Origin of the sequence: Actinomadura sp. HBU206391 (assembly GCF_014323665.1) — a bacterium.
Lineage (GTDB): Bacteria > Actinomycetota > Actinomycetes > Streptosporangiales > Streptosporangiaceae > Actinomadura_C.
The window spans coordinates 1-13,930 of the sequence record NZ_JABVEB010000147.1; the positions used below are offsets into that span (position 1 = coordinate 1).

A 13,930-nucleotide genomic window follows, 5' to 3' on the forward strand; every position below is an offset into this window, starting at 1 on the left:
AGAGCCGGGAGGTGAGATTCCTCCCGGCCACCCGACAGGGTCAGCGGCAAGCCCGAAACCAAGTCGGTGTGGACGATGCCGGTCTTCGGTGACGATTCCGGCGAGCCGTGTCACTACCGTCACCTGCCACTTCTCTCCCATGACACCGAAGATCGGGGGTCTGTTCTGAACACTGGCTACGGTGACCTTGCGGTCGAACAGTTCTGGAGCGCGTTCCGCCCGAGCGTGGAGAGCCGAGCGGCGCTGCGCGCGAGGTGGTCTCCGTTGTCCATGGTGCGGCGGGCTTTCGCAACTTTGCACATCGGGCGTCGGCGCTGGTTTGTCAGGAGGGCTCCGGTTGCGCTGGTGAACGGGGGCTGATCTACTGGCAGTGCCATGGGGACGGCCACTTCACCTCAGCGTTCGCGTAGTCCGGAGCAGACCCGCAGGGCGATCACCGAGGCCCTTCTCGATCTTCTGCGTGAGTCCGGCCGGGTGCCGACCGCTGCCACGATCGCCACCCGGGCCGGCGTGTCGCGCCGGAGTGTCTTCGTCCATTTCTCCGACATGGACGAGTTGCATGTGGAGGCCGGGCACCGCCAGGCCGAGCGCCTGCTCGCCACGGTAGAGCCGATCAGCCCCGCCCTCCCGCTTCCCGAGCGCATCAGCCGGTTCGCCGACCAGCTCGAGCGGGTGTACGAGATCATGACACCGGTCCGCCGCGTGGCGCTCGCGGCATCCGCTTCACCAGTGGTGTCGGGGCTGATCAACGAGGGCGACGAGTGGCTGCGGGGCATGCTCAGCGAGCTGTTCGCGGCGGAGTTCGCCGACCGTGACCCCCTGCTTCCCGACATCGTTGACGCCGCCGTCAGCTGGGGCTCCTGGTACCAGTTGCGGCGGCTGAGCGCGGACGACAGGCGCCGCTGCTTCCGCGAACTGCTCGGCAAGCTGATAGCCGCCTGATCGCCATCGTTGCTGCGCGCGCCGAACAGGCACTGCGGACGCGTGACCCTCGTGTCCATCGGCTTGCTCACGCGTTCTTGAGACGGTTCCGATCGCGCTCTGGCATCTTTGCACTCTGAGTGCAATAGTGTGGTCATGCTGATGCAGTATGCGGAACGAATGTGGCACGGCGAGGCCCAGATGGAAGGGCTGCTCAACGGCGACCTCCCCGAGGGAGTGGCATTTGAGATCGCCAGCGGCGTCGCCGTGGTGCCCACATTCGCGAACGTCATCGTCATGCGGACGAACGAGGGCCTGGTGCTCTTCGATACCGGGGCGCCGAACACGGCCAGGCGCAATCATCGCGCCATTCGGGCCTGGCGGGCCGATCCCGTCCGATATGCGATCTACTCGCACGGGCACATCGATCACGTCTTCGGCCTCGGCCCCTTCGACCAAGAGGCCGACCGGAATGGCGGGGAACGCCCCGTCGTCATCGCGCACGAGGCCGTCAAAGCCAGGTTCGAACGCTACGCCCTGACCAAGGACTACAACCAGGTGGCCAACGCGCGGCAGTTCGCGAACCCGAGGTTCCGCTGGCCGGAGACCTTCAGGTATCCGGACCTCACCTATCGCGACGATTACCGGCTGCGCGTCGGTGAACTCACCTTCGAGCTGCATCATGCGCGGGGCGAGACCGACGATCACACATGGGTGTACGTTCCCGAACGGAACATCCTCCTGACCGGTGACCTGTTCATCTGGAACTCGCCCAACTGCGGCAATCCTCAGAAGGTCCAGCGATATCCGGCCGAATGGGCCACGGCGCTGAGGGCCATGGCCGAACTGGACGCATCGCTTCTGATCCCGGGGCACGGCGTCCCCATCGCCGGGAACGATCGCGTCCGCACGGCGCTGACCGATGTGGCGGAATATCTGGAATCGCTCGTATTTCAGACCCTTGAGCTGATGAACGGCGGCGCGCGCCTGGCCGAGATCATCCATACCGTTCGCGCTCCGGAGCATCTGGCCGCCAAGCCCTACCTGCGCGCCGCATATGACGAGCCAGAATTCATCGTCCGCAACATCTGGCGCCTCTACGGGGGGTGGTGGGACGGCGACCCGGCCTCACTCAAACCGCCGCGATCGGACCGGCTCGCCTCAGTGCTGGCGGAACTCGCAGGCGGCCCGCACGATCTCGCCCACCGTGCCCGACGGGCGCTGGAGGACTCCGAACCGCGGATCGCGGCATGCCTCATCGAGCTGGCGCTCCAGGCCGCACCGGAGGACGATGACATCAAGGACGCGTACCGCCATGTCTTCGCCACGCTTTCCAAATCAGCCACGTCCCTGATGACACGAGGCATTTACCTGGCGGCCGCCAACGGCTGAACTGCGCCTTCTGAACGAGCCCCACCAAAGGCGGAAGGCGCCGTCCCGAGTGCGGACACGGGGACGGCGCCTTCCCTTTTCTTTCGCTACTGGACGACGGCCTCGGTGACGACCTTGGCCGCCTCGGCCGCACCGAATGTCGGTGGCTTGGGCCGCGGTTCGGTCTTCCCAAGGCGCACGACGACGGTCTTGGACGCCGGGTCGATCTGGATGAGCTGATTGCCGAGCCCCAGGGCCCAGTACAACTGGGGCGGAGCGCCCGGTACCATCCGGCCGCGCGAAGTCGCCGGTTCTTCGGCTCCGCCCAGATCAGTCGCCGCGATCGGGCCACGCACGACGCCGGGCCGGTTGAGCCACCACAGATAACCGTAAGCCGCGTTCAGGCTCGTCGACGGCTGTCCCGTAGCCGCCTTGACATAGGCGGCGGACACGATCTGCCGGCCGCGCCACTTCCCGTTGTCGAGCATCATCTGGCCGAGCCGGGCCATGTCCCGGCAGGTGGACCTTATTCCCATGAACATCTGCGCGTTTCCCGCGCGATCGGCGGTCATGGCCGTGCGGGTCATGCCGAGCGGCCTGAAAAGCCGCTCCTCTGCGAAGCGAGCAACATCCTTTCCGGTGGCCTCCCGCAGCACGCGCTGCAACGTCTGAACCGCGGCGTTGTTGTACGCCCAGACCGTGCCGGGTTTGTGCTGCTGTTTCAGGCCGACCGCGAACTCCGTGCGGTCCTGGGCCCGATTCAGTCGCCGATAGTCGGTCTGGAAACTCCACTCCCGGCCTGAGTCGTTACTGAGGAGGTCGCGGATCGTTACCGCGTCCGAGGGAGTGCCCTTCCATTCGTCGATCCATTTCGCAGCGGGGTCGTCAACGCTCAGGACGCCGTCGTCCTGAGCGATCCCGACGAGAACGCTGGTGAAGGACTTGGTGGCCGACCATATCGGCTGGGCGGTGTTCTGAGAGGCGTTGCCGAAGTACCATTCGCCGGCCAGCTCTCCATGACGCGCCACGGCCAGGCAGTCTGATTTACCCGTATCGGCCTGCGCCGCTATGCCCGCGAGCTTCGTCGCGTCCATGCCCAGTGCCGAGGGTGCTGCCTTCTCCCATGGCGACGGATCGGCCTGGCTGGGCGATGGTGATACGGGGGTTCCCGCCCTTTCACCGCCGAGTCCGGTCGAGCACGCCGCGGTAAGGAGCGCGGTGATGAGGGTGACCCCCAGAAGACGATTCGGTTGTGCCGGTCTTCCCTGCATCTGGATCACTCCGCACTCCCGGTGCGCGACGCCGCACCCTGACCTTGTCGCCGACTCGTAAGCTTGATCTGTTCGACGTGGGGCACGACCGTCTCGTCTGCGAGCAGCCAGCGGAACAGGACCCATCCCTCGGGATGCCCGGCGGTGTCCAACCAGTTCGGCAGGCCGTGGTCGGTCCCGGACACCACGACACGGACCGTCCCGTTCGCGTCGGGCATCGCGGTACGGCCATTGAGCGCCGTCCGCCGGGTCCGGTGATCCAGGGATTGCCCCCATCGGTTGGCCAGGTGAACCCCCCAGTAACGGCATTCCGGAGGCTGCACGTCGATGAGTAGCGCCTCATCTTCGTCGAGCCGGTACCAGCAGGCGAGGTAGTCGTTGTCCGGTGTTCTGTAGGGGCCGTGCTCTCCGGTTTCGACGAATCGGTTCGGCGTGGCGCGCAACGCCTCGACCCGTTGGGCCGCCAGCGAAGTCGCCGCTTTGACGAATGTGGCGGTAGTGCGTACAGCACGCGCAAAGCCCAGGTCGTCCAACGGCGGATCGGAGGTCGTTTCGTCCAGCACCTCGATCCGGTATTCGGCGGGAACCTCAGCCTGGCGGTCAAGGAAGTATTGTCGGGCGATCACCGCCCGCGAGCCGGCGTCGATGCGAAGCCAGTCGCCCGGCACCTCGACGGGTGACAGAATCACCTCGAAGTCGCCGCCGGGTGAGAAGTGGATGTCCCGGTCGGACAGATTGACCAGCCGAGTCGTCGCGTCCCGGGCCATCCCGGAGTAGACGCAGAACGAAAGATAGGTGCAGCTCCCCCGGTTCCCGTAGATGCGGTAACGCGAGCCCCCGCCGAGCACCGCGATGTCGTAGTCGGTGTCAGGATTGTCGAAGAAGAACTTGCGCACCGGTGTGATGCCCGGCAGGAATACCGGATGACGGGATTGTCGCAGCGCCGCCCGGTCGAATTGACCGGTCAGGACGTTGAGGATGTGACCGAAACCCTCCGCTACATCGATGGCGGGCACACCGTCCGCCAGGCTCGTCACCATTCCGCCCGCCTCGGCGAGCGTGTCAAGCAGCTCCCGCCAGGCCACCACGCTTTCGAGGGGACGGGAGCCGTCCAGGGGATGGGAGCCCGCCTCAACCGGAGAGGGCTCGGTACGTCGTACGGTCATGGATGCTCCTTGAGGTCGGTCTCGCGCGAGGGCCGGGAGGCGACGACCGGGCGAGGGCCCCGCCTGGAACGAGCCGCCAGGTATACCGCCAGGAAGGCCGTGCCGAGGACGGGCCGCGGCCAGGGGCAGGATCAGCGCATCTTGCGGGCCGCTTTGTCTGCCCGGATCGCCCGGTCCCGCCGGTCGGCCTCGGACAGCCTCAGCACGAGATCGCCGACGACCAGCCGATCGATCCCGTCCTTGGTGCGGAAGACGGTCTTACTCTGCTGGCGCTGGTCGATGCGGGTACCGGTGCGCGGGTCGACCCATGCCGTGAGCGTCCCCTCGTAGACCCGGTCCACCTCGATGTCACCGCGTCCGCCGTCATAGCCGGGAAATCCCGCGCGGAGCCCTTCCAGATCGAGCAGCGACGCCGGAACCCGGGTCGGCGCCGAGCCGAGCACCGTCGGTTCGGTGCGCTGGACAAACTGGTACACGGTGTCGCCGTGGATCCGGTCGACACCAGCGAAGGTCATCGGCCGGCTCGTCCGGGTCTTGGCGTCGAAGACGTGGTAGGTCCGCTTGCGCACGCCGATCGGCCAGAACGGCCCGATCCCCGATTGCCTGACGCTCGTGTCACCGTCCACGGCGGCGCCGCAGACGTTGTGCAGCCGCGCCGTCCGGCGGTCGAAGGCGACCCGCTGCGACTGGATCTCGATCTGGGCGCCGGTGGTGGCGTCCCCGATCCAGGTGAAGGAGTCCCAGACGGTGATCTTCTCATCGCTGGCGCGGACATCGCCGCGCACGGTGTTCACGGCCGTGATCCGCGCCCCGCGCCTGACGGTGAGATCCGCGGTGTCCAGGTACGTGGCGTCAACGGCGTGCAGCGACGTCGTCTGGTGGATGTCGGCGGGCGCGGTGATGATCTGGGGTGCCACTTGAAGGTGCAGCAGCGGCGCGAGGGTGAGCAGGAAGGCGCCGCACGCTACGGTCACCGGGCCGAGAGTGCGCGCCGCCCTCATCCCGGCCTTCCTTCACGCCGCGCGACCCGGCCTCTGGTCATAAGCTCGAATCTCGACATAAAACCGACTATTGCACTCCGAGTGCAAGTGCGCCACTATTTACCGGGAGAACATCAAACGGAAACATCCCACCAGCCCGGACAGCCCGGCTCGAAGGCGGGGCGGAGGGTGCCCGATCACCATGCCCCGCGCAGTTGGGAAAGGCGGCAGATGATCAAGGACGGCTTCGAAAGCCGCCGATCACCGAACCTGGTGCTGTCTCGGCCCGGACCCCGCACACCGGACGACCGCGCACCCTACGGGTGGAAACCCCTGGCGGTCGTCGCGGCGGCAGGGTTCATCGACCGTTTCGAACACCAATTGCTTCCTGGTGTGCTTCCTTTCATTCAGGACGAGTGGGGATTCAGCGACACCGCCGCAGGGCTGCTGCCACTGGGCGGGGCACTGGCCGCGATCACGCTGACTCCGCTGGCCGGCTATCTCACCGATCGGTACCGCCGCACCCGTATCCTCACCGTCATCGTGCTGTGCTGGGCGGTCGTCACACTCGCCTCCAGCCTGGCGACCGGGTTCGCGATGTTCTTCATGATCCGGCTGCTGCTGGCGACTTCCGAGGGCTTCTACGGCCCGCTCTCCGGAAGCCTGCTAGCCGATTTCTATCCATCGCAGAGCCGGGCGAGGGCCTACGGCTGGAGAGGGCTCACGCCCTATCTCGCAGGCATCGGCGTGGTGGTCGGCGGGCTGCTGGCACAGCATTTCGGGTGGCGTGCCGCCTTCGTCATCGCCACCATTCCGGGCCTGATAGTCGCCGCGGTCTGCGCGCGTTTGAAGGAACCGCCGCGAGGCCTGCTCGATCGGATGACCGGCACCGCCCCCGGCCTCCCCGACACGAGCGTGCACAAGGACGATTCCGGCGCCGTCCCGGACGTCCACTCGAACGGCGCACCCCACGGCCAGCGCGAACACCCGAGCTTTTGGCGGCAACTCCGGCAGGTGCCGGCGATCCCGACGATCGCCCTGCTCTCGACCGCCCTGGCGGCCGTGGCATTCGGCCTCTCCGGGGTCTCCTACTGGACGCCCAGCCTGATCCATCGCGAGTACGGCGTCAGCGAAGGGCTTGCGGCGTCGGTGAGCGGGTCGGTCACGGTGATCGGAGTCGTGGTGGGCGTGATGGCCGGAACCTGGCTTGGCCGCCGCTGGCACGACCGGCGGAACGGCGGCCGCCTGCTGGCCGGAGGCAGCGGGATCGTGATCGGCGGAATCATCCTCGTCACGGCGATCTCGATGTCTTCGCTCTGGGCGCTCGCGGGACTGCTCCTGCTGTCGAAGGCGGCCATGGCGATGGCGATCCCCAATCTCACCGCCTCCATAGCCGACGTCCTGGACGCCTCTTCGCGTGGTCTCGGTTTCGCGATCGTGCACGTGTTCGGCGCATTCGGTGTCGCCTTCGGACCGCTAGTTGTCGGCGTGGTCTCGGATCGGACCGGATCGATGGTCACGGCCATGTACGCGCTGGCTGTTCCGTTGCTGCTGGGCGGCCTGCTGACGATCACGGCGCGCCTCTCCTTCGAACGCGACCGGGTCCGCGCGCTCGCACGCTGAACACACCCACCCGAACACCCCCACCGAACACCCACCCGGCCGATCCACCCACCCCACCCGCGGGCTCGCACGTTTCACGGCGCGCCGAGCCCATTTCATCCTGCCCGGAAAAGCTTCGACATCCAGGTGGGTCCCGAGGAGGCAGTCAGATGCTTGAATCCGCTAGGAGGAGCAGCCCGAAGACAGCGTCGAGAAGAACATCGATCCTTACCCTGATCATCGCAGTCGTCATGCTCATCGGACCGATGCCCGGGCGCGCTCGCGGCCGAGGCCACGCCGCCCACGCAGCCCGCGTCCGGTCCGGGAGGCGCGGACTACCAGTGGTCGGCGTCCACCGTTCGCAGCGTCACCTTCACCGACCACACCAAGGACTACTGGATCTTCGACCTCTCGGGCTGGCAGGGAGATGGACCCGCGCCATCGACCGCGCCCCTGGTCGTCCTCCTGCACGGGTGGCTCGGCGACGACCCCCAGTACTACGAGGACTGGATCACGCATCTCGTGCGCAAGGGGAACGTGGTCATCTTCCCGCGATTCCAGACGAGCGCGCTGACACCACCGCGGGAATTCGCGTCCAACGCCATCTACTCCATCAAGCACGCGTTGGCGCCGTCCAGCGAAGCGTTCCCCGCGGCGTCCGTGGTGCCCGAACTCATCGCTCATTCGTACGGCGGGCCGACCAGCGCCAACATCGCCGCCCACTCGTCGGCGGAGTCGCTTCCCCAGCCCAGGGCGATCCTGTTCGCCGAGCCCCACAACGGGACCATCGACAAATCCCTGGCCGGCATTCCGGCCACGACCAAGATCGGCTGCGTCGTGGGTGACGAGGATACGATCGTCGGCCGCACCGGCTGCGACGCGATCTGGGACCTGACCGGGCACGTGCCCGTGACCAACCGCAACTACCTGTGGATGTTCAACGACACACACGGGACCCCCGATCTCATCGCCGATCACCGCGTGCCGACCAGCAACAGGGACGGTTCCGTGGTCAACGCGCTCGACTGGTACGGCATCTGGAAACTGGGGGACGCGCTGGGGAACACGGCGCGGCAGACCTCGCTCCATGTGTGGAGCGACGGGGTGCCGGTCCGGCCGCTGTCCGTCTCGACCACCAAGCCACCCTGCCCACCGGGCAGCGGCACGAAGGGCTGCTGACATGCCAGGAAAGCTCGTCAAGAGAACGGCCCTCGCGTTTCTGGTGCTGGCCTCGCTGACCGCGTCCTCGCCGCGTGATGCCCCTCGCCCGGTGGATCGGCTCCCGTCGGTCTATGGGCCGGGCTGGTCCGCTGCCCACGCCGATGCCGGGAACACCGACTATTCACCGGTAACGGGCGCGAGAAACCTGACCCAGGCATGGCAGCGCAGCTTCCCGGGCAGCATCTACCTGGGTGCAACGAACGAAGCCACCGGTCGTGTGTACGTGACCACGAACGGCCTGGGATGCCATCTGCACGCGCTCGACGGGGCGACCGGAAGAACGGTCTGGTGCTCCAGCGAAGTCGATCGCCAGGCAATCTCCTCCTCGGCTCTCCTCGACCGGGACGGACATATCTATCTGGCCGACGGCGAGGCCATGCACTCCTTCAACGACAACGGAAACGTCCGCTGGGAGACCCCCATCGTCGGAACGCCGCTCTCGGCACAGTTCACACCCGCCGGCAACCTCATTTTCATCACCCACATCGGGCGGATCTATGTGCTGAACCGCGCCACCGGCGAGCCCGTCCTCCCGCCCATGGAGCTCATCCCGGGCGCGCCGGAAACCGATGACACACGGGCCTGCATGCGAGGCACCGAAGAATGCCCGTCCTCCAACACGCTCGCGGTCGACCTCGACACCGGCCGTATCTTCTTCACCTTCTGGGATAAGGGCGCGCCGAGCGCCGACATCCGAGCGATGCAGCTGAACGAGGTATCCAGCCCTTCGATCCGGCCATTGTGGAAGAACGAGTCGTTGCCCGGCGGAAGCGCGACCAGCCCCGACCTGTCCGCGGACGGATCCCGCGTCTATGTCGGCGACAACGAAGGCGGAATCCACGCCCTGGACACCGCGACCGGTGACAAGATCTGGAGCCATGCCACCGGCTATGCGGCCGGCGGCAGCCCGTCACTGTCCCCCGAAGGCCTCATCATGCCGTCGGGCGGCGGAGACGGCGGCCTGATGGCGATCAGGGACATGGGAGACCGGTCCCAGCGGGTCTGGACGAAGAACACCCTGGTGAATCGCGGCATCCCCACGCAGGCCGCCGGTGGAGTCGCCTACGCGGCGGTCTCGACGACGCTAGGCAACGATCTCGTCGTGGTCGACACCGCGAGCGGCGCCGAACTCGACCGGGAACGGATGCCGGGACTGACCATCTTCTCTGTCGGCACGACCGTCGCCGTCGACGGAACCGTCCTCGTGCCGACCATCACCGGAGAGCTGTTCGCCTTCCGCCCCGCGCAAGGCTGATCCCCCGGCCCTGATGCCGCCGAGCCGCTCAACGCCGCTCGGCATCGGACGCCACCTCGGACGACGGCACGCCAGCGGGCCCGGCGTGATCGGCGATCAGCCTGTCGGCGGCCCACAGGCCGTTGAAAGCGGCCGAATCGGACCAGGGAAATCCGAGGTAGTCCCCGGCCAGCAGTACCGGGCTCCCGGCGGGCAGCCGTGTCCGGTAATTGCGCACCGCCGCCGCATGCCCGACCGGCACGTAGGGCATGGCCTCCTGCCAGCGGGTCACCCGGCTGTCGACGACCCGGTCGGCCAGCCCAGGTAGCAACGGCGCCACCGCGGCGACTGCCGCGTCGCGGACGGTGGCGTGATCGGCGGCCGCCAACCGCCGCGCAGCGTCCTGCCGGAACATGATGGTGAGCACCTCACCCGTGCTGGTGCGGGTGGTGTCGGCCCGCGAGTAGACGGCGATGGCGGCCAGCGGGGAGGACGAGTCCGGTGCAACCAGGACGCCGTACGCACCGCCCAGTTCGTCGTCCGCCAGCGGCTCGGCCAAGGCGAGCCCGGCGAGCAGCCCGCAACTGTAGGGCGCCGCCAATACCGCGGCCTCGTCCGCCTTCGGGTCGACCAGCATCTCCTTGGCCGCGCTCGCAGGTACTGCCATCACCACCGCGGCGGCTACCCGCTGACCCCGGGAGGTGGTCAGGACGACCCGGCCGCCAGGGGAACTCGGCCGTTGGACGCGGTCGACCCGGACCTCGTACTCAACGTCCCCCGCGCCGCCAGCGCAGTGACCAGCGTCCCCAGTCCACCGCGCAACGTGAAAGCCGAGCCGGCGCGGGCGAAGATAGCCGCCAGGGCGCCGGGCAGCGCCGCGCTGTTGGCCTCCAGCTCCTGGAAGTAGAGGCCATGCACCGCCGGGGACAGCAACCGACGGGTCAGGCCACGCCCGAAACGCGCCTCCGCCCATTCCACCCCGTTCCGTCCCTCCAGATCACTCCAGCGCCCGAGGTCGCACGTCGGGCGAGCGGCCAGCCCGCGGCGTGCGGCCCATCCTCCCCGCACCGCCGGGACGAGGTCTCGGCCCCGCAGCAGGCCCCCGGTCAGCATGGACTGCGGGCTGCTGGCATCGAACCGCCATGACCTGTCCTCGGCGACCACCATCGACCGCCCGGAGACCATGGCGACCTGTTCCTGCAGGCCGTCCACATCAGGGCCGCTCCCTTCGCCCGCCGCTGCACGACCCCAACGAGGTGATCGACATGACGGCCCGGATCCGTCGTCGAAGCACCGTCACCGGGCTGATCAGCGAGTACCGCAGGGCTGCCTGACCGCCCTGCGAAAGCCCAGCTCAGCAACAATGTTCACCGTTTTGGCACCACACAGGCCAGGTGGCGGGCGCGCCGGGGTCTGGGGGCGCAGGCGGGACCGCACCAGGCTGGTGAGGACGACGTCCTCGGTTCGCGGCGGTCGGTGTCCGAGTCAACCGGGCGGCCCTGTTGTTTGACTGTCGCGCCGATGACCTGACCCTGACCGGCGCCGGCGGGCGCGCCATCGCCACACAGTGGATACGTCCGATCACTCGGACATGACCTCGGATTGTCGTGGCCGCTGGTTCCGCTGTCGGTATTGGCGTGCGCGCAGCACCCTGCCGCCCTCCAGCGCCGAGGCCGCTACCCTGCAGACCTCGACCGCGCCCCCCGCGTCCGTTGAGCTCATACAAGTTCGGTGACCGATAACGGAGGACGAACTGCTCCGCGCTCTCGAAGCCGGGGATGAGCCACTCGTCACCGCCCAGTACGAACCTCGCCGCGGTCGCGTGCGGGCTCTGCCAGGCGGAGGCGCAGGAGGCAGGTGCGGCATCGAGGTGCCGTGCGCGAACGTGATGCCGAAGGACTCCGACCCGTCGGGCACGTCGACAGTAAACCGACCTCGACATTGTGCCGCAACGCGCATCTGTGGCCGGCGGCAGGGACCTGGTGCGTGAAGGGGACTCGCGGAGGGAGGCCCGGTGAACAGTGCCCGATTGGAATAAGTACCTTCCACCAGTGATCCCCGTTGAGCTCACCGTCACGGCGGCGAGGGTGCGATCGCCCCTGGTGACAGACGGCGCGCTGATCAGGTGACGACTACCGTGCGTCGGCGTCCGCGGAATCGCACGTCGGGTGATCTCCCTGGTGGAAGAAGGAGCTTACGAGAAGGTGGGTCATTCGGTCGATTGGTTGCTGGTCGCCGTTGAGGAGTAGGTCTCCGGATCGGACGGCTTCGGGCAGGGGGCTTTGGCCATTGCACACGGCACGCAGGGTGGCGATGTCGGTGGTGAGGGTCGCGTCCGGGTTTGTCGTGGTGCCGCGGTGGATCTGGACGGAGCCGTGGGCTACCTCTGCGACGAAGGTGTCTGTGTCGATGCGGAATTCGTACGTGCCGCTGAGTTCGTCGGCCGTCGCCGGGTCGAAGGAGGCCTTGATACTGAGCATCAGCGAGTCGAGGCCGAACTGGCCTGTGGATGGCAGCGGCGCTCGGCTGCCCCATCGTCCTAGAACGAGCAGGGCCGGCTCGAGCTCGCGGGCCCATTCGGTGAGCTCGTAGACGTGCACGCGTGTGGGCGGTCCTAGGTCGCGGCGGCGCACGACGCCCTGTTCGGTCAGGCTGCGCAGCCGGTGGCTCAGGACGTTCGAGCTGACGCCGGGCAGGCCGTCAGCGAGGTCGTTGAACCGTTTGGGGCCGAGCAGCAGGTCGCGCACGACGAGCAGTGCCCAGCGTTCGCCGATGACGTCGAGGCTGCGCGCGATGCCGCAGGGATCTTCATAGCTGCGGACGCTCATGGGCCCAGGATACCAGATACGCTCCTTCCAAAGCTGTTTAACTTGTTTTTTAGGAGTATAACTCCTACCGTGAGAGCGCAAGCGGGAGGGTGACGGCTAGAGGTTCCCCGCCGGCACGCGGTCCGGGAACGGGGCCTCACGCCTCCCGCGCGGCGAAGACGACGGATTCCGAGTTGGAGTGGTGATCTCAAATGACGACTTCTGCTGAGCGTCAGGCGGCCCTGCCGCGCGTGGTGTCGGCTCAGGCGTGGCAGCAGGCCCGCGCTGAGTTGCTGGTCAAGGAGAAGGAGCTGACTCGGGCATTGGATGCGCTGGCCGCCGAGCGCCGCCGGTTGCCGATGGTGCCGTTCGACAAGGAGTACCTCTTCGACGGACCGGGCGGCAGCGCACGTCTGCTGGAGCTGTTCGAGCACCGCCGCCAGCTGATCGTCTACCACTTCATGTGGCCAGGCGATCACTACTGTGTCGGCTGCTCCGGCTTTACCGACAACATCGGCCACCTGGCTCATCTGAATGCGCGTGACACCTCCATGGCCCTGGTGTCGGCGGGCCCGCTCGCCGAGATCGAGCCGTTCAAGAAGCGGATGGGCTGGACGCTGCCCTGGTACTCCTCGCAGCACAGCGACTTCAACACCGACTGCGGGGTGACCGCGGGATTCGGCCTGAGCGTCTTCCTGCGCGACGGCGACCGTGTCTACCGCACCTACTTCACTACTGCGCGCGGCGTTGACCGGCTCCGGGCCGATCTCAACCTCCTCGACCTGACGCCCCTGGGCCGCCAGGAGGACTGGGAGGACTCGCCCGTCGGATGGCAGCAGACACCGCCGTACCAGTGGTGGCGCCTGCACGACGAGTACGGCGAGCTCCCGCCCCGGAATGCAGAGAACTGACCGAGGCCGCTGGGGTGCATCAAGCGCCGGCCCCCATGTCGATACGGAGTTGCCATGTAAGACGAGAGACGAGACTGGCCGGAGGTCCCACTGTGAGCGTTGAGAGCCGTACGGCAGACCGGCCGCTGCGGTCGGGGTGGGCGCTCGGGCTGGTCTCGGTCTGCGCGTTTCTGACCGCTTTGGACGTGATGGTGATCGTGACGGCTCTGCCCACGCTCCGGGTCGAGCTCGGCGCCAGCCTGGCCGATCTGGAATGGACGATCAACGCCTACACCCTGGCATTCGCATGCGTCCTACCGATCGGCGCTGCGCTGGGCGACAGGTTCGGCCGTCGGCGGATGTACGTTGTCGGACTGGCCGTGTTCACGGTGGCCTCCGTCGTGGCCGCGTCGGCGACGACCATCGAGATTCTGGTTATCGGCAGGGTGCTGCTCGGCGTCGGGGCC

The 13,930-nt window shown here is 67.4% G+C and carries 12 protein-coding genes; 7 read left to right on the forward strand and 5 right to left on the reverse strand.

What is annotated here, in order from left to right; all coding sequences use genetic code 11:
- Window positions 1-375: 375 nt before the first annotated feature.
- On the forward strand, window positions 376-942 hold the full coding sequence (locus HKK72_RS27885; protein ID WP_187237410.1) for a TetR/AcrR family transcriptional regulator: 567 nt from the start codon (window positions 376-378) through the stop codon (window positions 940-942).
- A 135-nt stretch (window positions 943-1,077) separates the two neighbouring features.
- The gene (locus tag HKK72_RS27890) at window positions 1,078-2,313 is read left to right on the forward strand and encodes an alkyl sulfatase dimerization domain-containing protein (protein WP_187237411.1); all 1,236 of its coding nucleotides are present in this window, start codon (window positions 1,078-1,080) and stop codon (window positions 2,311-2,313) included.
- Between the two features lie 86 nt (window positions 2,314-2,399).
- Here HKK72_RS27890 and HKK72_RS27895 read toward each other — a convergent pair whose 3' ends face one another.
- The 3 genes from HKK72_RS27895 to HKK72_RS27905 all read right to left on the reverse strand — a co-directional run bounded on the left by HKK72_RS27895 (window position 2,400) and on the right by HKK72_RS27905 (window position 5,703).
- Window positions 2,400-3,563, reverse strand: a complete 1,164-nt coding sequence (locus HKK72_RS27895) for a serine hydrolase domain-containing protein (RefSeq protein ID WP_187237421.1) — start codon at window positions 3,561-3,563, stop codon at window positions 2,400-2,402.
- Between the two features lie 5 nt (window positions 3,564-3,568).
- On the reverse strand, window positions 3,569-4,651 hold the full coding sequence (locus HKK72_RS27900) for a DUF1254 domain-containing protein (RefSeq protein WP_187237412.1): 1,083 nt from the start codon (window positions 4,649-4,651) through the stop codon (window positions 3,569-3,571).
- 209 nt (window positions 4,652-4,860) lie between these two features.
- Window positions 4,861-5,703, reverse strand: a complete 843-nt coding sequence (locus tag HKK72_RS27905) for a porin PorA family protein (protein WP_187237413.1) — start codon at window positions 5,701-5,703, stop codon at window positions 4,861-4,863.
- A gap of 108 nt (window positions 5,704-5,811) precedes the next feature.
- Here HKK72_RS27905 and HKK72_RS27910 point away from each other — a divergent pair, with 108 nt between their 5' ends.
- From HKK72_RS27910 to HKK72_RS27920, 3 genes are all read left to right on the forward strand, one after another.
- Window positions 5,812-7,332 (forward strand): MFS transporter, encoded by a 1,521-nt coding sequence (locus HKK72_RS27910; RefSeq protein ID WP_187237414.1) that lies wholly within the window; start codon window positions 5,812-5,814, stop codon window positions 7,330-7,332.
- A gap of 501 nt (window positions 7,333-7,833) precedes the next feature.
- Window positions 7,834-8,490, forward strand: a complete 657-nt coding sequence (locus tag HKK72_RS27915) for a hypothetical protein (protein WP_187237415.1) — start codon at window positions 7,834-7,836, stop codon at window positions 8,488-8,490.
- Between the two features lies 1 nt (window position 8,491).
- Entirely contained in the window at window positions 8,492-9,787 is a 1,296-nt protein-coding gene (locus HKK72_RS27920; protein ID WP_187237416.1) for a PQQ-binding-like beta-propeller repeat protein, read from the forward strand.
- 28 nt (window positions 9,788-9,815) lie between these two features.
- Here HKK72_RS27920 and HKK72_RS27925 read toward each other — a convergent pair whose 3' ends face one another.
- Both HKK72_RS27925 and HKK72_RS27930 read right to left on the reverse strand, forming a co-directional pair.
- A complete protein-coding gene (locus HKK72_RS27925; protein ID WP_187237417.1) occupies window positions 9,816-10,739 on the reverse strand; it encodes an FAD-dependent oxidoreductase in 924 nt (307 codons plus the stop codon).
- 1,159 nt (window positions 10,740-11,898) lie between these two features.
- Window positions 11,899-12,594: a winged helix-turn-helix transcriptional regulator gene (locus HKK72_RS27930; RefSeq protein WP_187237418.1), complete on the reverse strand. Its 696-nt coding sequence runs from the start codon at window positions 12,592-12,594 to the stop codon at window positions 11,899-11,901.
- A gap of 191 nt (window positions 12,595-12,785) precedes the next feature.
- Between HKK72_RS27930 and HKK72_RS27935 the strand changes: the two genes are divergently transcribed.
- Both HKK72_RS27935 and HKK72_RS27940 read left to right on the forward strand, forming a co-directional pair.
- On the forward strand, window positions 12,786-13,484 hold the full coding sequence (locus tag HKK72_RS27935) for a DUF899 domain-containing protein (RefSeq protein WP_187237419.1): 699 nt from the start codon (window positions 12,786-12,788) through the stop codon (window positions 13,482-13,484).
- A 92-nt stretch (window positions 13,485-13,576) separates the two neighbouring features.
- The coding region (locus HKK72_RS27940; protein WP_222721217.1) for an MFS transporter at window positions 13,577-13,930 on the forward strand (354 nt) is incomplete at its 3' end.